Source organism: Flavobacterium sp. GSA192 (assembly GCF_006386525.1).
GTDB classification, from domain to species: domain Bacteria; phylum Bacteroidota; class Bacteroidia; order Flavobacteriales; family Flavobacteriaceae; genus Flavobacterium; species Flavobacterium commune.
The window spans coordinates 233,732-259,253 of sequence record NZ_VAHC01000003.1; the positions used below are offsets into that span (position 1 = coordinate 233,732).

General features: G+C 32.3%; 22 protein-coding genes. 8 read left to right on the top strand and 14 right to left on the bottom strand.

Annotation, left to right across the window (positions count from 1 at the left end; all coding sequences use genetic code 11):
• Window positions 1-4: 4 nt before the first annotated feature.
• From FDM27_RS07885 to FDM27_RS07905, 5 genes are all read right to left on the bottom strand, one after another.
• Window positions 5-1,909 (bottom strand): DUF294 nucleotidyltransferase-like domain-containing protein, encoded by a 1,905-nt coding sequence (locus FDM27_RS07885; protein ID WP_071185793.1) that lies wholly within the window; start codon window positions 1,907-1,909, stop codon window positions 5-7.
• Window positions 1,910-2,303: 394 nt separating this feature from the next.
• Window positions 2,304-3,659: an L-fucose:H+ symporter permease gene (gene fucP, locus FDM27_RS07890; RefSeq protein ID WP_140485859.1), complete on the bottom strand. Its 1,356-nt coding sequence runs from the start codon at window positions 3,657-3,659 to the stop codon at window positions 2,304-2,306.
• A gap of 45 nt (window positions 3,660-3,704) precedes the next feature.
• Complete coding sequence (locus tag FDM27_RS07895; protein ID WP_140485860.1) at window positions 3,705-4,628, bottom strand: carbohydrate kinase family protein; 924 nt, start codon at window positions 4,626-4,628, stop codon at window positions 3,705-3,707.
• 137 nt (window positions 4,629-4,765) lie between these two features.
• Window positions 4,766-5,620, bottom strand: a complete 855-nt coding sequence (locus FDM27_RS07900) for a sugar phosphate isomerase/epimerase family protein (protein ID WP_140485861.1) — start codon at window positions 5,618-5,620, stop codon at window positions 4,766-4,768.
• Between the two features lie 76 nt (window positions 5,621-5,696).
• On the bottom strand, window positions 5,697-7,031 hold the full coding sequence (locus FDM27_RS07905; protein WP_255510504.1) for a carbohydrate porin: 1,335 nt from the start codon (window positions 7,029-7,031) through the stop codon (window positions 5,697-5,699).
• A 388-nt stretch (window positions 7,032-7,419) separates the two neighbouring features.
• On the opposite strand from FDM27_RS07905, the gene FDM27_RS07910 reads away from it, so the two are divergent.
• Window positions 7,420-8,172 carry an NUDIX hydrolase gene (locus FDM27_RS07910; protein WP_071185798.1) on the top strand — a complete coding sequence of 251 codons (753 nt, stop codon included), beginning with the start codon at window positions 7,420-7,422 and terminating at the stop codon, window positions 8,170-8,172.
• 290 nt (window positions 8,173-8,462) lie between these two features.
• Here FDM27_RS07910 and FDM27_RS07915 read toward each other — a convergent pair whose 3' ends face one another.
• From FDM27_RS07915 to FDM27_RS07935, 5 genes are all read right to left on the bottom strand, one after another.
• Window positions 8,463-8,858, bottom strand: coding sequence for a hypothetical protein (locus FDM27_RS07915; protein WP_140485862.1), 396 nt, complete (start codon window positions 8,856-8,858; stop codon window positions 8,463-8,465).
• A 349-nt stretch (window positions 8,859-9,207) separates the two neighbouring features.
• A complete protein-coding gene (locus FDM27_RS07920; RefSeq protein ID WP_071185800.1) occupies window positions 9,208-10,488 on the bottom strand; it encodes an NAD(P)/FAD-dependent oxidoreductase in 1,281 nt (426 codons plus the stop codon).
• 63 nt (window positions 10,489-10,551) lie between these two features.
• A complete protein-coding gene (locus FDM27_RS07925; protein WP_140485863.1) occupies window positions 10,552-11,892 on the bottom strand; it encodes a DEAD/DEAH box helicase in 1,341 nt (446 codons plus the stop codon).
• A gap of 51 nt (window positions 11,893-11,943) precedes the next feature.
• The gene (locus tag FDM27_RS07930) at window positions 11,944-13,491 is read right to left on the bottom strand and encodes a DEAD/DEAH box helicase (protein WP_140485864.1); all 1,548 of its coding nucleotides are present in this window, start codon (window positions 13,489-13,491) and stop codon (window positions 11,944-11,946) included.
• A gap of 105 nt (window positions 13,492-13,596) precedes the next feature.
• Complete coding sequence (locus FDM27_RS07935; protein ID WP_140485865.1) at window positions 13,597-14,124, bottom strand: DUF6155 family protein; 528 nt, start codon at window positions 14,122-14,124, stop codon at window positions 13,597-13,599.
• Window positions 14,125-14,228: 104 nt separating this feature from the next.
• Between FDM27_RS07935 and FDM27_RS07940 the strand changes: the two genes are divergently transcribed.
• Window positions 14,229-14,498, top strand: coding sequence for a DUF3817 domain-containing protein (locus FDM27_RS07940; RefSeq protein WP_140485866.1), 270 nt, complete (start codon window positions 14,229-14,231; stop codon window positions 14,496-14,498).
• Between the two features lie 81 nt (window positions 14,499-14,579).
• Here the strand turns inward: FDM27_RS07940 and FDM27_RS07945 are convergent, their stop codons facing one another.
• Complete coding sequence (locus FDM27_RS07945; RefSeq protein WP_071185805.1) at window positions 14,580-14,963, bottom strand: acyl-CoA thioesterase; 384 nt, start codon at window positions 14,961-14,963, stop codon at window positions 14,580-14,582.
• Window positions 14,964-15,031: 68 nt separating this feature from the next.
• Between FDM27_RS07945 and FDM27_RS07950 the strand changes: the two genes are divergently transcribed.
• The 6 genes from FDM27_RS07950 to FDM27_RS07975 all read left to right on the top strand — a co-directional run bounded on the left by FDM27_RS07950 (window position 15,032) and on the right by FDM27_RS07975 (window position 20,666).
• Entirely contained in the window at window positions 15,032-15,433 is a 402-nt protein-coding gene (locus FDM27_RS07950) for a glyoxalase (RefSeq protein WP_071185806.1), read from the top strand.
• A 192-nt stretch (window positions 15,434-15,625) separates the two neighbouring features.
• Entirely contained in the window at window positions 15,626-16,339 is a 714-nt protein-coding gene (locus tag FDM27_RS07955; protein WP_140485867.1) for an alpha/beta fold hydrolase, read from the top strand.
• 52 nt (window positions 16,340-16,391) lie between these two features.
• Window positions 16,392-17,339 (top strand): RimK family alpha-L-glutamate ligase, encoded by a 948-nt coding sequence (locus FDM27_RS07960; protein WP_140485868.1) that lies wholly within the window; start codon window positions 16,392-16,394, stop codon window positions 17,337-17,339.
• A gap of 18 nt (window positions 17,340-17,357) precedes the next feature.
• Window positions 17,358-18,464, top strand: coding sequence for a carboxylate-amine ligase (locus tag FDM27_RS07965; RefSeq protein ID WP_140485869.1), 1,107 nt, complete (start codon window positions 17,358-17,360; stop codon window positions 18,462-18,464).
• A 44-nt stretch (window positions 18,465-18,508) separates the two neighbouring features.
• Window positions 18,509-19,339, top strand: coding sequence for a type 1 glutamine amidotransferase (locus FDM27_RS07970; RefSeq protein WP_140485870.1), 831 nt, complete (start codon window positions 18,509-18,511; stop codon window positions 19,337-19,339).
• A gap of 136 nt (window positions 19,340-19,475) precedes the next feature.
• Window positions 19,476-20,666: a hypothetical protein gene (locus FDM27_RS07975; RefSeq protein ID WP_140485871.1), complete on the top strand. Its 1,191-nt coding sequence runs from the start codon at window positions 19,476-19,478 to the stop codon at window positions 20,664-20,666.
• Window positions 20,667-20,960: 294 nt separating this feature from the next.
• On the opposite strand, the gene FDM27_RS07980 is transcribed toward FDM27_RS07975, so the two are convergent.
• From FDM27_RS07980 to FDM27_RS07990, 3 genes are read right to left on the bottom strand one after another with little or no spacing between them, the layout of a single operon-like run.
• A complete protein-coding gene (locus FDM27_RS07980) occupies window positions 20,961-22,658 on the bottom strand; it encodes a response regulator (RefSeq protein ID WP_140485872.1) in 1,698 nt (565 codons plus the stop codon).
• Window positions 22,655-23,281, bottom strand: coding sequence for a hypothetical protein (locus FDM27_RS07985; protein WP_140485873.1), 627 nt, complete (start codon window positions 23,279-23,281; stop codon window positions 22,655-22,657). Before FDM27_RS07985 ends, FDM27_RS07980 begins: the two co-directional genes overlap by 4 nt.
• Window positions 23,282-23,286: 5 nt before the next feature.
• Window positions 23,287-25,404, bottom strand: coding sequence for a reverse transcriptase family protein (locus FDM27_RS07990; protein WP_140485874.1), 2,118 nt, complete (start codon window positions 25,402-25,404; stop codon window positions 23,287-23,289).
• Window positions 25,405-25,522: the final 118 nt, after the last annotated feature.

Consider the following 25,522-nt stretch of genomic DNA (forward strand, 5'->3'; position numbering starts at 1 on the left):
CTGTCTATGAGAATTGAGTGAGTTGGAACTTATCTTTAATTAATTCTTCTAATTCTTTCATTGGAATTAGGGCATTTTTTAATTTTTCTCTATCATTTTTAGATAGTTCCTCTAAGTTAATATATTGTCCTGAATTTTCGTTTTTTAAACCTTCTAAAGTTCTGATTCGGGTTAAAAATAAATAAGCTTCAGCACAATTCAGATAAATTTCTGCATGTTTAGGATCAACAATTGCTAATTGCTTAAAACGGGTATAAGTATTGTTGATTCCTTTAATATCATGACTTAAGGTAAAAAGCCGCGCACTATCAATTAAAGGCATTAATGCACGGGATTTAATATCAAATTTGTCTTTATGAATACCTTCTTCTTCAACAATAAATTTTTTGAAAAAACTCAAAGGCGAATTTTTTCGCAAAGCGTCGTTTCCTAAGAAATCAAAAAATAAAGTATTGTTATAGGCATTTTCGAAAACAATATTATTGATCGCAGTTTCTATTTTTTGTTCTCCAATAACCAATTCATAATCAAAGAATATGCTACTTAAATTGTCCTGATTCTCTCTTGGAGCATTCATCCAATTGTTGTACTGTTTTATCCAGTCAGTCAATGATTTACACCACATCATGTTGCTCCCCATATGACCATGCGGACACAATTGATAACCTATTTTTTCTAAGGTAGCAGTTGTCTTTTTTCCCAGTTTTAAAAAATAATCTTTTACTTCAATATATTTATCTTGGGCAACATCTTCAAAAATTAAAATACTGTCCTGATCGGTTAATAAAAGTTGTTCTTTTCGTCCCTGACTACCAATGCTCAACCAGGCAAATCGAGCAGGAGGGGAGCCTAAATCTAAAATAGACAATTCGACTGCTCGCTTTAAAATAGCAAAATTAATTTCGCTGGCAATATTAGTTATGTGTGTTAAAGGAATGTTTTTTTGAATAGAAGACTGAATTAAATTCGTCAATCGACTGCGAATTTCTTTGAGTTCATTTGAAGACAAAGAACGTTTGACTTCTTTGATTAAAACTCCAGGATTACTGGCTTGAGCCGCAATCAAATCATGTTCAGAAATTACTCCTTTAATCACAGATTTATCGGTTCCGTCAACTGTAACACACAAATGTGTCACATTATTTTTAAGCATTAATAATTGGGCTTCCGCCAAAGAAACATTCTCTAAAACGGTAACCACAGGCGAAGACATGATATTATTTACCGGGATATTAATAGGATAGCGGCCTGTAGCAATTTTTGAAGCCAAATCGGCATGAGTTACAATCCCAATTGGACCATTTTTTTCAAAAATAATTACATTATTCTTTAAAGATTCTGCCATTAATTGGGCTACTTCCTGGGCAGTACTGTCGGCAGTGGCCAGTAGAGGTGTAGTATTATATGCTAAAGTTTGAAAAAATTGTACTTCCGATTGCTTTTCAGTGTAAAACCCGTCTGAAGCAAGATTTCCCTGAGTTGAACGATCTTCGGGTAAGTTACTGGCAAAACTTTCTAATAAAAAATTTAAAACCTCCGAATTATTTGCCAGTAAAGGCTTGAAAACGGCGATAGGAATTGCGTAAACCAAACTTTCTTCACGAGCTTTTGCCGTCATTTTGTATTTATTTTTGGCGAAAAAAGGACGTAAACCAAAAATAGTTCCTTCGTGACATTTATTGATAATACTTTCTTCGGCATCAGCAATTACTGAAATATTAACAACCCCCGAAGCCACAACATAAAAACTGTCGTGCAAAGCATCATTAATTTTAAATAAAGTTTGCTTTTTTTCTAAGCTAATTACACGAACATTATTAGCAATTTCAGCTAATTCATCTGATCTCAGCTGATTAAAAGGTGCATAATTTTTTAAAAAATCGGCAATTTGTTCCGCGATTATATTCATGTGTTTTTGATAAAATATTGCCGTAAAAATACTAAATAAATGAGTTAAAATATATTTGATTACTGCTTAATGTTGTTGTTTTACAAAAATATTTTGTGTATTATTTATTATAAATTCTATTCTAAGTTAGATAGATAGAACAGTACAATCAGATTATTGTTATTTAACAACTTTTTTTTCAACAAATGAAAAATTCTATTTTACATAATATAAATTATAGTTCAAAAATAACACATCTAAAATTCATGTTTTTTTGAAGCTTTTAAGTTGATTTTAATCAATATAAATCACTTTATAAAAGTCAAAATTTATTTCAAAAAATAAACATCGAAATAAAAAAATCCGACACAAATCATTGATTCGCATCGGATTGAATAGTTTTTAAAATGGTGATTTATTCAGTTACAAGTATTTTTTTCGTGTTTTTCTCTTTTATTGAAATTTTATAAGTTGCATAACCATAATGTGTTACAACTGCCAAACAAATTAAAGGCAAAATAAATGAAAAATTTACTTCAGGAATAAATCCTAAAATTTGAATATCTGAAAATCCTGAACCTCCCCAATCCAAAATACTTCCCTGCAAAACAGGCATTAAAGCACCACCAACAATGGCCATTACCAGTCCGGCTGAACCAATTTTAGCTTCATCGCCCATATCTTTTAATGCAATTCCGTAAATAGTTGGAAACATAATAGACATAAAAACAGAAATACTAATCAGCGAAATCAAACCCGGAATTCCCTGAAGTACAATTGCTCCGGCGGAACACAAAACACCTCCAAGACCAAAATACATCAATATTTTGGAAGGATTGGTGTTTTTCATCAATGCAGTTCCAAGCCATCGGCCTGACAAAAATAACAGCATCGCTCCTATATTATAATACGTAGCTGTCAATTCTAACCCTAAGTTCATATTGATGTTATCAACGTATTGAAAAATAAAAGTCCAGCACATAATTTGTGCACCTACGTAAAAAGCCTGTGCAATAACACCATGTTTGTAATTCTTATTAGCCAGTAATTTTTTGAAAGAATCACCAATAGACATTTTGTCTTCATGTGCTGTTTTTGGCATTTTTGTCAAACAAATAATCACTAAAATAAGCAACACAAAAAGTCCTAATCCAATATAAGGAATACTGATAATTCCTAAATCATTCTCTCTGATACTGGCTAATTCCGTTGAAGATAAAGCGTTAAAAGCATCGGTACTGTAATCGTCTGATTTTATTTCTTTAATGACTAAAAACTGAGCCATTACTAATCCTGATATTGCTCCGATAGGATTAAATGCCTGAGCTAAATTTAAACGCTGTGTGGCCGTCTCTTTGTTTCCCAAAAATAAAATTAAAGGATTAGATGTTGTTTCTAAAAATGCTAAACCACAGGTAATTACCCATAAAGACAGCAAAAAGAAATTATAACTTTGGTAATGTGCTGCAGGATAAAACAAGAAAGCTCCTGTAGCATACAGAATCAATCCTACGATTATTCCTGATTTATAACTGTATTTTCTAATGAATAATGCCGCTGGCAATGCCATAAAGAAATAACCAAAATAAAAGGCAAATTGCACTAATGATGCCTGAGTATTTGAAAGTTCGGGCATTACTTTTTTGAAAGTAGAAACCATAGGCGTAGTCAAATCATTGGCAATTCCCCATAGTGCAAATAGTATGGTGATAATGATAAACTGAAAAACATATTCTTTGCTGACTACGGGTATTTTTTTAGAAAGATTCATAATTATATTGATTTTTTGGTTATTTGATTGCGAACTGTATTTTGCTTAAACGCTTGCATTGGTTATGGTTTTTTTACTGAAATCGCCTAGAAATTCGTCTATTTCCGATTGCAAAATAATCGGATTTGCTCCTTCACTTTGTGCCACAATAGCTCCAATGGCACTGGCAAAATTGATGGCATATTGCGGATCTTCACCATTGAGAAGCATGATAATCAGTGAAGCCAAAAAAGAATCACCTGAACCAACAGTATCCACAACATTTACTTTGTAACCACAGTTGTGATAGAATGTATTGTTGTGAAAAAGTACCGCACCATGAGACCCCAGTGTAACACAAACAGTTGGTGTATCGGTAAGTTCGGCAATAAATTGGATATTTTGCTCCAAGGATTTTTTATTCGAATGTAAATCTTCGCAAATTTCATTCAATTCCTCATCATTAAATTTGATAAAATCAGCGGCATATAATAAATCCAATACATTTTTCTTAGTGTAATGCGGCACTCTTAAATTAACATCGAATATTTTATATTTGGCTACTGCCAATAATTCTAATAATGTTTTTTTAGAAATTGAATCTCGGCACGATAAACTTCCGTACACCAAAAAATCAGCCTCTTCAACTATTTTTTTATTTACAGCCGTAGTTTCAATTTTATCCCAGGCCGACGGATACTGAATATCATAAGAAGCATTCCCTTTTTCGTTTAAAATCACATTGACAATTCCTGTTGGATAATTAGGTTTTACCTCAATTCCTCTGGTGTCAATTCCTAGATTATCTAAATAGTGAGTTAATTTTTCACCATTATTATCATCCCCTACTGCGCTTATCATCGCAACCTCTCCTCCTAGCGCCTTCAATCTTGTGGCTACATTAAGTGGTGCTCCGCCAATTTTTTTATGTTCCAGAAATACATCAAAAAGGATTTCTCCAAAACAAACTGCTTTTAATTCTTTTTTCATTGCTTCTTTTTTTTAGGTTTACTGTAGTAATTGTAATATTTATTCTGTTTTTTGTTACACTAAGCTTGTCTAAGTGCATACTTTCTATTAAAATCAGGCTTCAACATCCCGAAACTTCAGGACAGACCGACAACTGATTAATCATTTTTGTTGTAATATTTATTTACCATTTCCTGCATAAAAGCCAGACTGCCTTTGGCAAGATCTTCCGAATTGTATTTTGACGGTCTCCACAACGAAGTTGGCCCAATCAATTCGGTTATTTCAGATGAAAAATTTTCTAAAACCAACGGCCCCTGATAATTAATTTGAGCGAGAGCTTTAAATAAATCATCCCAACGCACATTGCCTTCACCGGTCATTCCACGATCCGATTCTGTAATGTGCAAATGATTTAAATTATTTCCTGCCCGAATAATTGGATCGTAAAAATTAGATTCTTCAATATTCATGTGAAAAGTATCCAAATGCAAGCCAATGTTAGTTGTACCAATATTTTCAATCATATTTAAAACTTCATCGGCAGCTGTAAATACATAACTTTCATAGCGGTTGATGGGTTCGATTCCCAGATTGATGTTATGTACTTTAGCATAAGCCGCAACTTCGGTAAAAACTTGTTGGATAACTTTTTTTTCATCCTTAGTACAAGGATTTCCGGTGAATGTTCCAATGGCTGAATGTAAAACACCTCCTAAAAAATCACCATTCATTTCGGCTACTTTATCCAATGCTGATTTAATGATGCTTACAGCCTGTTCCGGATAAAAAGGAATATGACAATCAGCAGGCAAATTGAGTGCACAACGTGCCGAAATTTCTACTGTATCTAATTGTTTTTTTACCTGTTTGGAATCGAAATCCAATGAAGTTGGTAAAAGAATTTCCAGCATATCAAAACCACATTCGGCTGTTTTTTGTATCGCATATTGTCCTCCGTCAGCAGTCCAATTGGGTATAAATGATAAAATAGATGTTCCAAAAATTGGCATAACGATTTAATTTTTAATTTAAAAAATAATTTAAGTGATACATTGTAAACAATTATTAATTAGGTAATAATGATTTTTAAAAAAGCCACCATTCTGTTTTAACTCCAATATAAGATCCCCAGCGTTTTTGATTAATTTGTAAAAAAGGAGAATAATTATGGTCTTTTGCGTAGTCATTATATCTTGCTACAGTGGCAACTAATCGAATGTGGGGACGGCTCCAGGGATCACGCTGTCCTAACGGAACAATTGTAGGAGCCAATGAAAATTTCCACATACTGGCTTCAGGATTATCACCGTCTTTTCTAACAGCATAATGCACTTCCTGAATTAGATGAAGCCAATTGGTTACATAATAAAAGTTTCTTAAGCCAATAACAAAATCAGTTTTTCGGTTATAGAGTTGGTTTCCGTTGAAATATTCATCAGTATTTGTACTTGATGACCCTCCTTTGCTTTTGGTAAAAACGCCATAACCGTTAATACTAAACTTGTTTGATAGATTCAGTAAAAAATGTTCTACCATCGTGAACGAATATGCATTAGTGTATTTTCCGTCAGTATCGGGAGCACCATAAGTTGCCCAGGTAAAGGTGTTTCCGTTGTCGCCTCCATTCGCAATTCCGGAACCGTAACGCGCTGAAATTTGGTTAAATGAACCCGGCTTCACTGTTTTAAACGGACTATTGTATTTAATTCCGGCAACCCAGCCATTATCCGAAGGAAAATCTTTAGAAGCTTCGGCTGAACTTTTAGAAACATAATGAAATTCGCCTAAAAGTTTTATTACACTCTTATTTTTAAAATGAATACTATGCTCTCCTATCCAAACCATGCGCTGACGGATGGCTGGATTAGTTGCTCCGGCAACCGTAACTTCATAATTATATGGAAAAACCCCGGTAGAATCGGTTGAAGCAGGCATCAGCATCGTCAATTCGGTGTTTTTATATTTTACACCAAAACCCTGAGCCGAATGGTCGTCAAAATAAAAATAATCACTAATGTGGATGTCGTCATATCTGCGAAAACGGGATCCTGCCCAGGCCGACCATTTACTTCCCAAAATATTAGTTGCTTCAACATAAGCTTCCGGAAGAATAAAAGTCAGTCCGTTATTAGAGCGACTGCTAACATTGCCTACAAACTGGCCGTTAGCCGAATACATTCCTAATCGCATTTGAAAAGTAACATTTGTGCTGTCGTTTCCAATGATTTTTGGTGTAAAATGAATCGCAGGTAAAATATCTACATAATCTACCTGTTCCATTCGTCCGCCCAGTGACCCCTGTCCGGATAAATTCAGCGGTTTCCATTGATTCCCTTCTCCATTTGGCGAAAGCCCAACTCCTATCCTACCGGTTGTTCCCATCGAAAAATTAGAATTAGTAATTACTACCTGAGCCTTCATGTTTATTGCAAAACAGCAAAATAGCATTAAGCCAACTTGAATTTTTAGTTGGTTATAAAGGCTGGATTTGCAATTTGTCTTCATGGTTTTGAATTAGTTTTAAATGTGTTTTTATTAAACGTCAATTTGACTATTATTTTTCAAATGTATTATTTTAATTTTATATGCAACAAAAAAAATAGAATATTTTTGCGTTTAAATTAATATTATAAAGTAATTATTACACATAAACCACTATTTTAAAACAATTATCAAACAGAGAAAACGAAAAAACATTTAACGTTTTAAAAACGTTTAATATTGAATTTTAAAGAAAACTAAAAGAAGGAATATTAAAATTTAATCGTTAAATTTGTGACATAACAAAACCAACTTACCCCAAAAAAACATGAGTTTAATTCAAAACAAGAAAGCCGAAATAATTCCAAATATATCTGTTGACTGTGTCATTTTTGGATTCGACAACACAACAAAATCACTGAATGTATTGTTAATCGAACGTGTTTTGAAAGTAGAAAACTCCGAAAATCCGATTGTTAACGATTATGTCCTGAAAGGATTTCACACCTATGAAAACGAAACCATAGACGATACAGCTAATCGGGTTTTGAAAGAATTGACCGGTTTAGATAATTTATACAAAAAACAATTCAATGTTTTTGGTGATCCCAACCGTTTGAAGAATGAAAAAGATGTGATTTGGGCCGAAAACGAACATTTCAGCGAAAGAACCATCACTATTGCTTATTATATTTTACTGCCAACGAATATAGTTCAATTAGAAAACAAATACAATCCGCAATGGTTTCCGGTAAATCAGCTGCCAGAATTGGGTTTTGACCATAAAAAAATCATTGCCGAAGCTTATGCTGATTTAAAAGAAGATGCCTTATCTAAACCCATTGTTTTTGAATTACTTGCCGATAAGTTTACCATTAAGGATTTGCAGGATGCCTACGAAGCCATTTTAGGGATTGAGATTGACAACCGTAATTTTAGAAGAAAATTAATTACTAAAAAATACATCATTGCACTGGATGAAAAACAAGTGGGCGTTTCTAAAAAACCGTCTCAATTGTATATGTTCAGTAAAGATGTGTATCAAAAAATCTATAAGGAGAGTTATTTGATTAATATTTAAATTTTCTTTTAACCACGGACCTATCTGCCGAGAGGCAGGTTACACGGATTTTCATGGATTATTTATTTCCCACAAACTTGTCATTGCGAGGAACGAAGCAATCTCAATAAGTTATTTTTTTAATAAGCCGTTAAAAACGCTCTGTTTTGTTTTAAAAATAAAGTAGGTACTCGTTGAAAATGAGTACCAGTATGGGGTAAATCTCAACAAGTTATTTTTAATAAGCCAAATTACAAATGCTTCATCCTCTTTTAAAATGTAAACTGGTACTCGTTGCAAACGAGCGAAAGTCAATAATCGAATAGAGTAGAAATTGTGTTTTCATCAATTGAATGAGCATAATTTGTACTAGATCTAGGAGTTTTATCCATATAAATAGTAAGCGTGATTCTTGAGTTTTTTAAATCCTCTTTTTTGATATTGGTAATAGTAAATTTTAAATTTGAAAAAGTATAAGAAGCTTCTTTAGATATAAATATTTTATTGATTATTATTTTTTCTCCAGTAGCTATGATTTTAAAAGATTTATCACCTGGAAAATATCTAGATATTGCTATTTGAATTGCATATGCAGAAGAAGTTGTAAATCTACTGTGTATTGGATTAATTCGTATTTCGCCTTTTGTAATTTGAATTTTTAATTTGTCGGGATAGACATCTACAAAGCCATGCCCAGTAGTTGCCAATTGAAAACTGTTAGGTATAAATTCGAATTGGATTCGTTTTGATGGTTTTACGGATGAACAATTAATCATTAGTAAGCAGGATGTAATAATAAACAAGCCTAAAAAAATCTCTTTAATTCTGAATACACTTATTTTTATGATCATTTTTTAATTTAAATATATGATTGTAAACTTATTTAGAATGAGTCCTTTAATAACAAAACGCAAGATGATTTTATTTTGTCATTTTACTATTCTCTCCAAATATAACAACTTTATCTAAAGTAATCCATTTCTTATTCTGAAAAAATAATTCATAAAAAAAACCGATACATTTCCGCATCGGTTTTACTATTGTTAATAAAAGAGATTATTTTACCACGTCTTCTACTTTTACTTTTTTATCAGGTCTGATAATCATTCGTAAGGAGTTGTCTTTAGAGAAATAAGCAATCATCCAGTTGTAGAATGTTTTTATTTTATTTCTATAAGTAATCAACGAAATCAAGTGAATAAACAACCAAATCATCCAGGCAAATGTTCCTTTAAAGTGCATTTTAGGTTTTGGTAAATCAACTACGGCCTTAGCTTTTCCAATGATTGCCATCGATCCTTTATCAACATATTTAAAAGGAACTAATGCTTTTTGTTGCATTTCGTTTTTAATATTCTTAGCCAAATTAATTCCTTGCTGAATGGCTACCTGAGCTACTTGTGGATGACCGTGAGGGAAAGCGGTATCATTAAACTGAATACAGGTATCACCTATAGCATAGATATTTTCTGTACCTTCAATTTTATTAAAAGCATCTGTTTTTAAACGCTTTCCACGCCCGTAACAATCAGCAGGAAGTCCTTTAAATTCGCGTGCGGTTACTCCGGCTGCCCAAATTAGGTTTTTAGTCTGAATGGTTTCTCCATTGGCAAAATGAACCGTATCATCCACATAATCCACTACATTGTTGTTCAATTTTACAATAACTCCTAAGTCAGTAATAGCTTTAAGAGTATCTTCCTGAGATTCCTTACTCATTGGAGTTAACAAAGCAGGTGCACCATCAACCAAATATATATTACTTGCTGTTGTTTCTAATTCAGGGTATTCTTTTAAAAGAATGTTTTTGCGCATTTCGGCAAACATTCCTGAAATCTCCACTCCTGTAGGACCTCCACCGGCAACTACAATGGTCAATAATTTTCGACGTTTACGAATGTCTTTAGTAATAGCCGCTTTTTCTAAGTTTTTAAGCAAAGTGTTACGCATTACAATGGCATCGTTCAGGGTTTTCATTGGAATAGCGTTCTTTTTTACGTTTTCCATCCCAAAATAACTTGTCTCAGCTCCGGTTGCAAAAACTAATTTGTCATAATGTAATTCGCCATTGCTCAAAATTACCTTGTTTTCAGCAGGCACCACTTCTACTAATTCTCCTAAACGAAATTGCAGGTTTTTTTTTCCTGCGAAAAATTTTCTAAACGGATAACTAATACTTGATGGCTCTAAGTAAGCCGTAGCCACCTGATAAATCAATGGTGGGAAAAAATTGTAGTTGTTTTTATCAACCAGAGTTACGTGTACTCCGTCCTGATTTAATAATTCTTTTGCCAGATTCATTCCTGCAAAACCGCCTCCGATTATTACGATTTCCATATTTTACAATTTTAAAAAGAACCTCCTTAGTTAGTCAGTCACCAAAAGAGATTTGGATTGTTTTTATTTTTTTTGTTTTAGTTTTTTTACTGGTTTTTCTGCAACTTGGTTTTTATTTTGCAACAAATGATTGGCTAGTATTTTTTCTATTAGTTCATCTTTGGTTAAATGATGAAAAATGGTTTTTATCTTGTTTTTTAATTCGGAATCTACTTCGTGATTGGGCTTGGTTTTAAAAATTTGTTTCGCCCAAAGCAAAGTATTATTGTCTTCAATACTGGCAACTGAAGGTTTTGCAAATGGTTTGAATTGGATACCTAATTCCTTTTCAAAATCTGCAATTTCTACTTCTTCTTCCGCTTGTAAAACGGTTAAGGACAACCCGTTTGCTCCTGCTCTGGCAGTTCTACCGCTTCTATGAACATAATTTTCGTAAGTATCAGGCAAATGATAATTGACTACATAAGCAATTTCTTTAACGTCGATTCCTCTGGCTGCCAAATCAGTAGCTACTAGTATATTAATGTGTCCTTCGCGAAATTGCTCCATAATTCGGTCGCGAATTCCCTGAGTCAAACTTCCGTGCAAAGCTCCTGACGAAAAACGATTGATAGCTAAGTTTTTAGCCAATTTATTTACGGCTGCTTTTGTTTTGCAAAAAATAATTCCGCGCTGTCCTTCTCTTGAGTTCAAAAAATGCATTAAAACATCCAGTTTTTCAATAGGATCAACAATAATATATTGGTGATCAATACTTTGATTTCCAGAAGTTTCCATATTGGCACTTATTTGCACCACATTTTTATGCAAATAATTCTGAATCAACTGTTTTATCGTTCCCGGCATAGTAGCCGAAAACAAAAAAGTACGGTGATTTTTAGGCAGTTCGGCAACAATTTCGTCCAGACTTTCTTTTAGAATACTTACCATTTCATCGGCTTCATCAAGAACTAAAAATTGAGTTTCTTTTAGACTGATGGCTTTTCGTTGCAATAAATCAATCAAACGTCCCGGAGTTGCCACCACAATATGCGTTGGATTGCTTAATCGTTCAATTTGAGGTTTTATTGGAATTCCACCACAAACAGCTGCAATGGAAACTGCCGGTAGATTTTTAGTAAAAGCTTCTAAATTTTTAAAAACCTGATGTCCTAATTCTCTGGTTGGAACTAAAATAACAGCTTGTACAACGGGTTTTGAACTATCTATTAATTGTAACAACGGTAAACCAAAAGCGGCCGTTTTTCCCGTACCTGTTTTTGCTAATCCAACCAAATCAGTTTGATTTGCTAAAAGCAAAGGAATGGCTTGCTCCTGAATGGCTGTTGGTGCCACAAGCTTCAAGTCATTCAAAGTTTGTAATAAAGCTGTCGAAATTCCTAAGTCTGAGAATTGTTTTGACATTGTTTTGTTTTAATTGTTTGTATGAAAAACAGTTTTTTTAGTCTTTGTATTTTAATCCTCATCATCAGGTTCGTTCATGATTTTCTCACGATACTTCTTCCCTATCAACAAAGTTAATTTTTGTTTGTAATCATCTACAAGCCATTCGCGGTAGTTTTTACTACACTGGCTTAGGCATTTTGCATAACGCTTGATACGGCATTCAATATCATCATCTAATTCCTTGGATAATAATTTAGCTTCCTGCAAAGTTTCAGTATTGTAAACACACATAATTGCGTGCTGATCCAGTGATTTATCCAAAACTACCTTAGAACGTAAATTTTGCTTAATAGCCAATTTATGTTCTTCATCCACATCAAATGTCACATCTTCAGTATTGGGAAATTTAGCCCTTAACTCCGGTGGCATAGTGTATTTAAAATACATCTCGATTTCTGCATCGTCACGTAAATTTTCCAAATAAAATTCAGGTGATTTGAAGATGTGCTGCCAGTTCACAGGCTCACTCCAAAGTCCAAAACGCGCCGCATTATTACCTAAATCAATAACGGTAAATTCGTCTTTGTTGGGTAATTTTCTCGAACCACGTCCAATCATTTGATAGTATAAAGTCAATGATTTTGTGGCACGGTTTAATATAATGGTTTCTACTGTAGGCTCATCAAAACCGGTTGTCAAAATCCCTACAGAGGTAAGAATAGCGTCTTTAGTATGTTTGAACCAATGTAGAATTTCTTTCCTTTCTTCGTTACTGCTGGTATTGTCCAGATGGCGAATTTCATAACCTGCTTCTCTAAAGGTTTCATATACATACAATGAAGTATTGATACCATTATTGAAAATCAAGGTTTTTTTACCTAAAGATCTTTCGGTATAGGCATGCAATAATTTCTCCTGCATTAAGGTATTAGTATATAAATCATCAGATGATTTAACGGTATAATCTCCGTTAATACCTACTTTAAGCGAAGTCAATCCTACATCATAACTATAAGTAGTAGCTTTTGCCAAAAATCCATTTTCAATCAATGAACTAATAGTATCTCCCACAATTAATTCATTATAACTTTGATTCATCGGCAATTTGATATTAGAACTCAACGGCGTAGCGGTTACTCCTAATATAAAAGCATTAGAAAATGAATTTAATAATTTTCTGAACGAATTATAATGTGCCTCATCAATAATAACCAAACCAATATTATCCAATATCAATTTTTCGTCATTAATACGGTTTTTAAGGGTTTCGACCATGGCAACAAAACAAGAATATTCGTTTTGATCCGGCAGGTCTTTTACTTTAGAATTGATTATTTTATTTTTAACACCAAAACCTTTCAACATCTTAGAAGTTTGCTTGCACAACTCGATTCGGTGTGTCAAAACAACTACTTTTTTATTGTGTTTGGATAGGTAACGGCGAACAATTTCTGAGAATATTACTGTTTTTCCACCACCTGTAGGCAATTGATACAGTAGATGGTGTTTTTCAGGACCATTATCAATGCGCTCAAAAATGGCATCAATATCGCCCTGCTGGTAGGCATAAAGTTCTTTTTTTTCTTCTTTTTCTATTTCTATCGTACTTTCGAACATTGCTTTTTGTTGAATTTTTGCAAAAATACGTCTAAAAAACAGTTATCTTGTTATATTTAATTTAAATTATTAACTCAATATGAAATAATTTGATTTACAAGGGGCTTATTCACTAATTTGCTCCATTATTAGCAAGAAATCGCTTCTATTTTTCCATTTTTGCTCTATAATTTCTTCATAAATACCATTTATTCGGCTTTTAAGTTCGCTCAAAATACCATTTACAATTAAAAATTGAACGACCTGCTCAAAAGAATTCTGCATACTTTTATAAAAAGCTTCCTGTTTTATGGGATTTTCAGCCGAAAAAGTCTGAGCAATTTCAATAGTATATAACATCACATCAGCAGTTACAAAAGGATCGACTCCCAGTGTAATAAAATGTTTGATGATTTTTTGGGCTGTCGAACGGCGCATTTTAGGCTTTCGGCTTTTTCCTTTAGCCGAAACAGGAAAATATTCATGAGAGATTTTCAGTTTAGCTTCCTGAAGTCGTTTTTCTTCTTTTGGATTAAAAACAAAATCATAATATTCTTTTACGGCAGTAAATTTTTCATACAATTCAATCAGTTGCTCTTGAAGCTGTTCTTTATCGAGTTCGCCCAAATATTTCTTTAAATCTCTTTTGCTCATTATGAAAATTTTATGATTGCAAATGTAAATTACTTTGGGTTTTCTTAACTATAAAATCAATGATAATCACTATTTTTGGCACGTAAATATTTAAAATAATGTCCATGCTTAAAATTTTTAAAATTACTGCACTCGTAGAAGGAATTTCTGCTTTATTGTTGTTTTTCTTTGCTATGCCAATGAAATATATTTTTAACGAACCCGTGTATGTAAAACATATTGGTATGGCGCATGGGGTTTTGTTTACTGCTTACATTGTGTTGGCAACCATATTAAAATTCAGTGAAAAATGGGATCTTAAAAAATATGTCATTATTTGTTTGGCTTCAATTCCTCCATTCGGTACTTTTTATGTAGAAAAGAAATATTGCTAGATCAATAAACTGTTGTAAAAATAATTACCGCAGATTCACAGATTATAAATTATAAAATCTGCGAATCTGCGGTTTTATAATTTACAAACGGTCTTTTACAAATTCAATCTCCGTTTTTCCGTGCGCTTTTGGTTTGCCGTCTTCACCCAGATTTACCATTATCGTTTTATCTATAGTAATAATCGTTTCTCGGGTCATCATATTGCGGACTTCACATTCTAAAGTAATTGAAGTTGTCCCAAAACGAACTACATCAATTCCTATTTCGATAATATCTCCTTGTTTTGCTGAACTTTTAAAATTAATTTCAGACATATATTTGGTAACCACCTTGGAATTTTCAAATTGAATAATGGTGTATAAAGCCAATTCTTCATCTATCCAGGCTAATAGTTTTCCTCCAAATAAAGTTCCGTTTGGATTGAGGTCTTCGGGCTTTACCCATTTTCTGGTATGAAATCGCATATTTTTAAATTATTTATACTAAAATAGAACATCCTTGATAATTTTTTTCCTATTTTTAAGAAAAAAAGATGAACCAGAGAGATCGTTTTTTAAGTGAATTCAGAGGTGAAGCTATCGGGAGTGTTAGCACGCAATCTTCAGCAGATGAAATTTTTCAAAATGAAGTTTTGAGACCCATATTAAAACTTCAAAATGATTTATTCATCGCTTCTTTCCATAATTACATTAGTAAATACAAAAGGGATTTTTATTCGCTCAGTGTCGAAAAAAAATTAGCCATTATTGAAAATGCTATTCAAAAAGACATCAAGTTCAGAAATGCTTTAAAGGGAATGATTATTGCCCTGTTTACCGTCGATGAATATTTATTGTATATCAGGAATTCGTCGAATTTAAACAAACGCATGATGAACATGCTTATTGAACGTCTTAAAAGCCAGGTTCAATTGTTTGACCAAAGTCTGGTTTAGCAAAAAAACAATCCCAAACCCTACCGTTATGTTAAGAAATTACTCAGTAAAAGTAAGTTTCTTATGCTAAAAAACGGATGATACTCAGGTAAAACAAGCGAGTATTATCTTTTCGTTAAAAATAATGAAACAGCTACTAATTGTAAATTTGGTGTAATAAATTTCATTATAATTGTTGAAATCTTAATGTTTATGAAAGAACGCTATTTGAATTGGTATTCACCCAATCTAAGCCGAGAAATGGAAATGCTTGTTTTCGGACATTCGGGTTATCCCGTGGTGCTGTTTCCAACTTCCATGGGGAGTTTCTATGAAAATAAAGACATGGGATTGATTGAATCCGCAAGATGGTATGTCGAACAGGGATTAATCCAAATTTATTGCCCGGACAGTATTGATAAGGACAGTTTTTACAATAAACAAATTCATCCGGTACACCGCATAGAAAACCACGATTGGTATGATAAAATGATTTGTCATGAAATCGTCGAAAAAGTCCGTCACAATACTCCTTCTGGAAAAGTTGTGGTGGCAGGTTGCAGTTTTGGAGGTTATCATGCGGCTAATTTTGCCTTTAGGCATCCTGGTTATGTGAGTCATTTGTTTAGTATGAGCGGTATTTTTAATATCAAAAGTTACTTAGACGGTTTTCATAACGATACTGTTTTTTATCACAGTCCCGATGATTATTTACATGGACTCAATGATTATGAATTGTGGAATATGGATGTAGTTTTGGGAACTTCCAATTGGGATATTTGTTTTGATGCCAATTTAAAAATGAGTAAACTACTTGCTGATAAACACATGGAACACTGGCTTGATATCCGACAGGACAAACAACATGACTGGCCGCTATGGAAAGAAATGTTTCCTCATTATTTGTCCCGAATTAAATTCAGTTAGAATCTCATTCTAAACAAGAAAAAATTATACGCTATTAATCGATATTATTAAAATGAAAAAAATTGGAATTTTATTTGGAATGGAAGACACCTTTCCGCAAGCATTTATTGACCGTGTTAATTCAAAAAATGAAAAAGACATTGTGGCCGAAGCCGTTTCTATCGATAAGGTTATCCAAAACAAAGGTGGTGAATATGCTGTAATTATTGATCGAATTTCGCAGGACGTTCCTTTTTACCGCGCCTTTCTTAAAAATGCTGCCCTAACAGGCACTAATGTGATTAATAATCCTTTTTGGTGGAGTGCTGATGATAAATTTTTCAATAATGCCTTAGCTGACACACTTGGAGTTCCGTTGCCTAATACGGTAATTCTTCCGTCGGCAGAACATCCTACAGATACGACTTCTAATTCCTTTAGAAACTTGAAATTTCCATTGGATTGGGAAGGGATTTTCGACTATGTAAAATTCCCGGCTTATATGAAGCCTTATGCCGGTGGTGGATGGAAAAATGTATATCGACTGGAAAACAAAGAAGAGCTTTGGGAAAAACACAGGGAAACTGGACAGTTGGTGATGTTGTTACAAGAAGAAATTGTTTTTACCGAATATTTCAGAGTGTATTGTCTGGGTGGTAAAGCGGTTAAAATCATGCAATACGAACCTAGAAATCAGCCACATTTGCGTTATGTACTTGACGGGCCACCAGTAGATAAAAAGTTATTGGCTACCATAAAAGACTATACTATTCGTCTTTGTAAAGGTTTGGGATACGATTTTAATACCGTGGAATTTGCTGTCCGTGATGGAATTCCGTATGCTATCGATTTTGGAAATCCTGCTCCCGATGCCGATATCAATTCGGTAGGAGCTGAAAACTTTGAATGGGTTGTTGAAGAAGCCGCTAAAATGGCGATATCAGCAGCAAAAAAACAAAAACCGGGAAAAATTAACCTTACCTGGGGAACATTTATGAAAGATGCTGTTGGATTAAAATAAATAATTGGAATAATTTAAATGAAGAAATTGCCTGTTTTTACACTGGGTATTGAAGAGGAATACCAAATTATAGATCCCGAAACCAGAGATCTACGCTCCCATTTGTCAAAAATTGTTGATGGAGCTAAAATATTATTGAATGAACAGGTAAAAGCCGAAATGCACCAATCGGTTGTGGAAGTCGGAACTAATGTTTGTAAAAATGTCAAGGAAGCTGAGTGTGAGATTAAGTTTTTAAGGACAAAAATTGTTGAATTAGCCGATAAACAGGGACTTATTGTGGGTGGAGCAGGAACGCATCCTTTTTCAAAATGGCAGGATCAACCCATAACAGACGATCCCCGTTATCACAACATTATTAACGAATTACAGGATGCAGCTCGTTCTAATCTGATTTTTGGAATGCACTGTCATGTGGGGATTGAAAATCGCGAAATAGGTTTACAATTAATCAATCAGGCTTGCTATTTTTTACCGCATATTTTTGCTTTATCTACTAATTCCCCTTTTTGGGAATGCAGACAAACGGGTTATAAATCATACCGAACAAAGGTTTTTGATAAGTTTCCAAGAACTGGTTTGCCTGAATATTTTGATTCTTTATCTTCCTATGATAATTTTCTGGAAACCTTGGTTAAAACTAGCTGTATTGATAATCCAAAGAAAATTTGGTGGGATTTGCGTTTACATCCTTTCTATGATACCATAGAATTTCGCATTTGCGATATGAGTTTAACGGTTGAAGAAACCATGTGTATTGTCTCTATAATTCAGGCAGTTGTAGCCAAATTGTATCGTATAAATTCACAAAATATGAGTTTCAATATTTACCGATTAGCATTGATAAAAGAAAATAAATTCCGTGCTGCCCGTTATGGAATTGAAGGACAAATGATTGATTTTGGACTTCAAAAAGAAGTTGAAACAAGAATGTTGATTTTGGAATTACTTGATTTTATTGAAGATGTTGTGGATGAATTAGGCAGTAGAGAACACATTAATTTTGCTCACCAAATCCTGAAAAACGGTACCGGAGCCGATAAACAATTGGCCATTTTTGAAGAAACAAAAGACCTTACTAAAGTGGTTGATTTTATAACTTCAGAATTTACTAAAGGCTTATAAAATAATAACTTATCTTTGAATAATTATTTTAAAAAGTGGGATTTATGAAAAAGAAAAGTATAACAGTCGCAATATTAGACATGTACAATGGCGAACCTAATCAGGGAATGCGATGTATTATTGATGTTGTTAACCGATTTGCCCCTTTTGTATGTTTCAAAATATTTGATGTCAGAGGAAAATGTGAGTTGCCCGAAATTGATCAGTTTGATATTTATATTTCCTCCGGAGGTCCCGGAAATCCGTTAGAAGGAGATGGCGAATGGGACAAAAAATATTATGCTTTTATAGATTCCATTGTAAAATGGAATACTGAAAATCCGATAAAAAAACACGTTCTTTTTATTTGTCATTCTTTTCAAATGGCTTGCAAGCATTTTGGTTTGGCCGAAATTACAAAACGAAACGACACCTCGTTTGGTGTAATGACCATTCATAAAACCAAAGACGGTCTCAAAGATTTGTTATTCGAAGGTTTATCTGATCCATTTTATGCTATCGACTCCAGAGATTATCAGGTAGTTCAACCAAAATTGAGTGTTTTTGCTAAAAAAGGCGCAAAAATCATTTCTCTGGAAAAAATAAGAGATCATGTGCAATACGAAAGAGCCATCATGGCGGTACGTTTTACAGATCATTTGGTGGGAACACAATTTCATCCTGAAGCTGATCCCATTAGTTTTCTGTCACATCTGAGAAATAAAGAAGTAAAAGACAAAATAAGAAAAATGAAAGGCAAACGAAAATTCAGAAATATGCTCGAAGACTTAGTTGACGATGATAAAATATATCGAACTAACGAGACTTTGATTCCTAATTTTCTTCGTTCTGCCATTACTGACCTGATGAAATCTAAAAAAATCATGTCAAATTAAATAAATTATTGTGCTACTATAAATATTGAAACACTGATTGAACAGATTAAGGAAATTATAGCAAATGAAGATAAATTTCTTTTTATTTATCCAATTAATACTATCTGTGTTCCAATTTTTTAATAATTAAATCTATATGATTTCTAAATATCGAAAATTATTTAACGAACAATTTACCGAAGAAAAATACCAGGCTTTAAAAGAAGATATTGCAACTGATTTTGATTATAACCCGACTTTTCGATTAGGAGAAACCCCTTTTTTTATTTCCAACGAATTAAAAGAACAACTTATCGAAGGCTGTAATGATGTTATAAATTTAATTCAACAAAGTAACTTCAAAGAACTCACAGATAAAGCATTAGAATTAAACAATAAAGTTCCAAACGAAGACGAACACAGTACTTTTTTAGCTATCGATTTTGGAATTTGCGAAGAGGACGGAAAAACAATTCCTAAATTAATTGAGGTACAGGGTTTTCCTTCTTTGTTTAATTATCAGGTTAATTTATTTGAGAAATTTAAAAAGCAATATCCTTTTCTTAAAGAGTTAACACCATTCCTGAATGATACTACACCACAGGAGTATTTGAAAACTTTGGAGGCTGTTTTTTGCAACAACCATCCCAACGAAAATGTTATTCTACTGGAAATAGAACCCGAAAAACAAAACACAAAAATTGATTTTTATTATTGCAAAAGAGACCTCGGAATTCCTTTTGTATGTGTCACCGATTTGATTAAAAAAGGCAATCAGTTATTTTATAAAAATGAAAATGGAGACGAAGTTTTAGTAAAACGCATTTACAATAGAGTCATTTTTGACGAATTGGATTTACGCACTGATTTAAAATTGAATTTTAGTTTTTCGGATGAATTGGACGTAGAATGGGCTGGACATCCCAATTGGTTTTTCAGAATCAGTAAGTTTATTTTGCCTTTGCTTAAAGGAAAATATTTTATTGAAACTACGCTGTTAAGTGATTTAAAAGAAATTCCGGAAGACTTAGAAAATTATATATTGAAACCTCTTTTCTCGTTCTCAGGTTCAGGCGTGATTTTCCATGTAAAAAAAGAAGATATAGAAGCTGTTGTTGATAAAGAACTGTATATTCTTCAGAAAAAAGTCAATTATTTACCTATTATTCAATCGCCTGACGGAAAAGTAAAAGCCGAAGTGAGAATGCTTTGTACCTGGAAAAAAGAAGATACTTCTCCTACTCTTTTGTGCAATTTAGTGCGTTTGAGTCGCGGAGAAATGATTGGTGTAAAATACAATAAAGATAAAGACTGGGTGGGCGGAACTATTGGATTATTTGAAAGATAGATGAGAACTTTTTTGTGCTAATCCGAAAATTAGATATAAAAAAACTCCTTAATTACTTAAGGAGTTTCTTGGTGGGCCATACGAACCTATTTACGAACCATTTTATCCATGATTTGAAAAAGTTATCTATTCGACAAGGATGAATTTTATGGATTATTTTTAGGTTAAATCCACCATATCAGTTATGTCTGGACAATTCTAAACCATTTTATAGAGGGTTTGATAAATTTAAATAAATTTAAGGTAGCTTGATTGTTCTCTATCTTCAATTTGAATATTTAGCTTTTATGAGCTTTATTCTTTTAGTTTCGAACAGGCATCAAAAATTAATCGAGTAATTAATTTTAGTTCCTCTACAGTAAAATTCTTTTTACTCCCATGAAAGTAATTATTTCGAGATTTACTTAACTCAATAATAGATTTACTTTTTAAATATGGTGAAGCATCAATTTCAAAATAATCAATAAAAAGGGCAGTTAAAAAAAAGGACAATCCAGCGTCAAAAGAGCTACTCTCTTTTATATAAGGCTCACCTTTAATTAAAGTGCTTCCTTTTAATTCATATTTATACATAATAACCTCTTCGAATCCAATCCGATATCTGTAATTTTCGTATTTTAGATAATAATCTTTGAAAAGTTCAAGAAAATTATAGAAGGAAAGAAAAGCAATGTCAATTGTTACAGGACGCTCTATGTTTATTAGCATTAATGCAGATACACAAACTTTTAATTGGCCCTTGAGATTTTTAATAAGAAATTCATAATCTGAGTTATCTGAAGTGTTTGCTTTCTTTAGAAACACAGAAATTTCATTACATATTAATATAAGATTTTTTATAAATGCTTTTTCTGAAGCTTTTTCAATACTCTCTTTGAAATTTTTTATTGAATCCGATGTTGAATCCGAAGTTATAATATTTTCTGGAGAATTTTTAAGTATAAAATACTCTGCTCCGGTAAGTTGTAACTTCTGTAAATTCCAAACTTTGTTTGAGGCCGTAAATACAATAACTTGTATGCCGAGGTTCTTTCTTTTTATTTCTTCCAGAATTTTAAAACCAGAGATATTCTCAGGAGTCCTATCTTTATCAAAATCTTCCTTGAATAGTCGCAAATCTAAAATTACAATATCAGGATCAAAAGATTCTATCTTTGATTTAATAAATGGACCTCCAACAGAAAATTCTTTGTCGCTAAAATCATATTCAAGAGTTTTAAATTGATAGGATAAATTGCTTTTAAAGACATGTTTAAAAATTGTATCCCATCCCTTGTTCCATTCATCATCAATGTATAAAATTTTTCCCTTTCCTTTGAAGTTAATATTAGGAGGAGATGTTTCAAGTGAAATTGGATTTTTTAAAGAAAGATATTTATAATAAAGTAAGCCTTCGGTGTTTTGCTTAATTCTTGCAAATGATTCATCAGATTCACCTATTTGTAAAATTTGAGACCATCTAAGTAAACTCCATTCATTTGCGATGGCATGATGTGAATCATATTCAGCGCAAGGCTTAATTTTCATTTTGAATAAAAAATCATCAATATTTGTTAATGATTTTAACTTGTTTTCATTAAAAAGTTTGATGTATCTATTTAAATCTTTTGAATTATCTTCCATTAAATAGACACCTTCAGTAAATAGTATTTCTGATAATTCACCAGTAATACCTAAAAATTGACAAGACTCTTGACTAATAAGAACTATTGGAATATTACTTTTTCCTTTTAAGTTGTTAGTCATTCTTATGTGGCAAGCTAAACGTATGCCGTAATATTCCATAAAGTTCTGTGTCAAACCAACCTTTATAAATATTATATCGCTTTGATTAATTTTTTGTCCTAACTCTTTATTTACAATTTGATCGTGAATATAGAAATCTACATCAGAGATATCGGAATCGATGTTAAAGACAAATTGCTCGTCAAATTTAAAATACTCCTCGGTATTCAAAGCGGTATTTTGACTATGGACTATCAGTTTGTTCATATTGAATCGTAGATTAGTTTGTCCAAGGTTAATTTGAATTGTTTTATTTGATCTTCATTGATTTCTAAAAAGTCACCCTTATCTAACCAATCTAAATCAAAATCCTTGATCTGGTTTTTTGGAATTTTCAAATCTGTTATTCTTTTAATTGTTTTTAATTGAAATCTTAAGTTTAGATTTTCTTTGATTAGTAATAATTGATTTGTTTTCCATTTTGCACCATATTGCAGAATTAATAAATTTATAATGTTATGCTGGTTTGAATGATCGCTGAACATTTTTAAATTGTTAGAATATAAATCTTTTGAATTTATAAGAAGGTACGGAAATGTTGAATCATTGTAAAAACTAGAAGATATACCACCTGAGAAGAAAACAAGTGCTTTTTTATTAGTTTTACAATAAGTTTTAATGATTTCGCGCTGCGTATTGGTCAAAGCTGACCTGTGAAATATAAGGCAGTCAAACATATCGAGCTTAATTGTAATTCCTTGATCTAAGTCTATTTTTAAATCGGACAAATCCGTCTCGGTAATTATTTGTATATTTTCAATTGACTTGATGTCGATATCAATAAATTGATTCATTCTTCCGATTCGATCCTCTACTAATGCGATTTTCATGATAATTATTTATAAAACTTAAATATATATTTAAAACCATCTACTTGATCTATTTTTACGTAAGGAGGAGTGTCTTTATCGGAGTCTAAAAAATTTATTCTTATTGGACCTTCTTTAAATTCAGATTCTATACTCCATTCACAAAGGTTTCTTAAGTGCATGCTTATCGTTCCAAAATCTCCACTTTCCAAGCTTAGTTTTTTATCTTTTATAGATTTACCTTTAGCTGTTGAACCATGATGTATTATTTCTAAGATATTGCTGTCCGGTTCATCCACGAGAATATAGCTTACAAATCTATGCTCGGGTCTTTTCTGAATGTTTTCAAAAATTAAAGTTAGTGCTCTACTGAAATAATCGACGTCTGTAAAGAAATTTGTATTTTCTAAGTTTTGCATTTCTTTGATTTCGAAACCATTTAAATGTTTATCGTGTTTTTCCAGAAGCAGATCTTGCAGTATTGAATTTTCATCTCTAATTTCTATTTCATTTTTAAAAATATCAATTACTTGTTTGAACTTTTGAATTGTCTCATTTCCTCTATTAGTTTCTAATCTAAATTGTGCATTTTGTGGTAAAGTAAAATTTTCAGGTTTTATATCACTGATCTGCATTTCTTTCAAAAGCTCGGGTGAACTCCATCCAAATTTAACTCGGTAAATACCCCAGCCTTTTTCCCCAACTTTCTCATTAAAAAGGAAGGACATAATTTTAGCATGTAATTCTTTTTTAAGGCTTTTCAAATATTCGCTCACAGGATTGAATTCTTTACTGGCCTTTTTAAGAAAATCAGGTAAATCTTTAAAAATGTCTTCATCTTGTCCAGCATCCCAATTATGTGTTGAGTACTTTAAAGCACTATTGTTTAAGGTGAACTTATTTAGTATTCTAACCAATTCTTTTGGTGTATGTAAGACAGGTAGCTTAAAATTCTCGTTGTTTTCGACTTCGGGCATCCCTAATAATGTTGATTGATCAGCTACAATATTTTCATTTTTTTGTATGCTTATATTTAATAACAACTCAAATCGATCATTTAATTTTATATAAGTAGAATTGTCAAATCCTCTAATCATTTTTAAATAATTTAGTTTCCCACTTAAAACATTAGAAAGATCTGGTGTGTTAGTTTTAGGATTGATTTTATCTTTTAAATATTGCTTGATAAAAAAATTTGAAGCATACTCGTATCCAAATTTTTCCCAGACATATATCCAATGTCTAATTTGCTTAATATAGTTATTATGTACATTCGGTTTATGATTAACTACCAAACCAGTTACTTCCTGACGATAGCCTCTTTTTTGTAAACGTGTTTTGGAATCTTTAATATTAAAATTTTCTTTTTCAATAATTCTTTGGACTTCAGCAATAAACTCACCATTTTTCTGATAAACATTATGGTCAGAACTAAACGTTATATCATCAGCATATCTTGTATAATTTAAGGAAAATCTTTTAGCAACCGCCAACAAATAGTAATCCAATCGCTGACAAACAATATTGATTAACGTGGGAGAAGTTGGAGCTCCTTGTGGGATAACATTTTTTATAACTTTATTCCATTGATTGTTAATAGTGTCAAATCGTTCAACTTCCATTTCATGACAGCATAAACAAGCGATAATGTTAGCTAGTTCAAGACGTCCGGTTTGCTCGTTCAAATTAAAAGGAGCTACTTTTAATCTACCCCAAAGCCGTGCTTGATCAATGCTTGAAAAAAAGTCTTTTAAATCAAGATTAAAAACATAATTCTTTCCTGAATGTACAATTGCATTATCAACTATAGATTTGCCAATTACAAATCCGGTTGCGGCAGGATTAACTTTATAAGTACTTTGGAATATTAGATTAATACATTTTTGTAAAGCTTTTAAACCTGATACAGGAGAATGTATTGTCCTATCCCCACCCGACTTTTTCTTTATTACAAATCTGGTATATCTATTTTGCTTACTTTTCGAACTTATATAATAGTTTATATTCTTTATTTCAAAAGGATGAGTATCTTCTCCATAGATCTTTTTTTTTACAAAATTCAGTAACGATAAAAAATCGTCTTTACTTTTCATTTCATGAAAAGTAGTATTGATGTAATCTATTAAGGTTTGATCTAATTTCATTTATTGTTTGAAAATGTTCCGAAGTCCGCTGTGTTTTCTTTGTTTATGAAACCCTTAAAATATTAATATAAAAATAAAATAAAGACAAAATAAAAAAAATAGATAAAACCAAGAGTAA

Bases quoted from the DNA above. Each gene is read 5' to 3' on its own strand.
- FDM27_RS07960 (WP_140485868.1), top strand. From the start codon at position 16,392: ATGAAAAAAATTGGAATTTTATTTGGAATGGAAGACACCTTTCCGCAA.
- FDM27_RS07935 (WP_140485865.1), bottom strand. From the start codon at position 14,124: ATGAGCAAAAGAGATTTAAAGAAATATTTGGGCGAACTCGATAAAGAA.
- FDM27_RS07955 (WP_140485867.1), top strand. From the start codon at position 15,626: ATGAAAGAACGCTATTTGAATTGGTATTCACCCAATCTAAGCCGAGAA.
- FDM27_RS07990 (WP_140485874.1), bottom strand. From the start codon at position 25,404: ATGAAATTAGATCAAACCTTAATAGATTACATCAATACTACTTTTCAT.
- FDM27_RS07925 (WP_140485863.1), bottom strand. From the start codon at position 11,892: ATGTCAAAACAATTCTCAGACTTAGGAATTTCGACAGCTTTATTACAA.
- FDM27_RS07900 (WP_140485861.1), bottom strand. From the start codon at position 5,620: ATGCCAATTTTTGGAACATCTATTTTATCATTTATACCCAATTGGACT.
- FDM27_RS07985 (WP_140485873.1), bottom strand. From the start codon at position 23,281: ATGAAAATCGCATTAGTAGAGGATCGAATCGGAAGAATGAATCAATTT.
- FDM27_RS07910 (WP_071185798.1), top strand. From the start codon at position 7,420: ATGAGTTTAATTCAAAACAAGAAAGCCGAAATAATTCCAAATATATCT.
- FDM27_RS07945 (WP_071185805.1), bottom strand. From the start codon at position 14,963: ATGCGATTTCATACCAGAAAATGGGTAAAGCCCGAAGACCTCAATCCA.
- FDM27_RS07980 (WP_140485872.1), bottom strand. From the start codon at position 22,658: ATGAACAAACTGATAGTCCATAGTCAAAATACCGCTTTGAATACCGAG.
- FDM27_RS07895 (WP_140485860.1), bottom strand. From the start codon at position 4,628: ATGAAAAAAGAATTAAAAGCAGTTTGTTTTGGAGAAATCCTTTTTGAT.
- FDM27_RS07885 (WP_071185793.1), bottom strand. From the start codon at position 1,909: ATGAATATAATCGCGGAACAAATTGCCGATTTTTTAAAAAATTATGCA.
- FDM27_RS07970 (WP_140485870.1), top strand. From the start codon at position 18,509: ATGAAAAAGAAAAGTATAACAGTCGCAATATTAGACATGTACAATGGC.
- FDM27_RS07920 (WP_071185800.1), bottom strand. From the start codon at position 10,488: ATGGAAATCGTAATAATCGGAGGCGGTTTTGCAGGAATGAATCTGGCA.
- FDM27_RS07940 (WP_140485866.1), top strand. From the start codon at position 14,229: ATGCTTAAAATTTTTAAAATTACTGCACTCGTAGAAGGAATTTCTGCT.
- fucP (WP_140485859.1), bottom strand. From the start codon at position 3,659: ATGAATCTTTCTAAAAAAATACCCGTAGTCAGCAAAGAATATGTTTTT.
- FDM27_RS07975 (WP_140485871.1), top strand. From the start codon at position 19,476: ATGATTTCTAAATATCGAAAATTATTTAACGAACAATTTACCGAAGAA.
- FDM27_RS07950 (WP_071185806.1), top strand. From the start codon at position 15,032: ATGAACCAGAGAGATCGTTTTTTAAGTGAATTCAGAGGTGAAGCTATC.
- FDM27_RS07905 (WP_255510504.1), bottom strand. From the start codon at position 7,031: ATGAAGGCTCAGGTAGTAATTACTAATTCTAATTTTTCGATGGGAACA.
- FDM27_RS07965 (WP_140485869.1), top strand. From the start codon at position 17,358: ATGAAGAAATTGCCTGTTTTTACACTGGGTATTGAAGAGGAATACCAA.
- FDM27_RS07930 (WP_140485864.1), bottom strand. From the start codon at position 13,491: ATGTTCGAAAGTACGATAGAAATAGAAAAAGAAGAAAAAAAAGAACTT.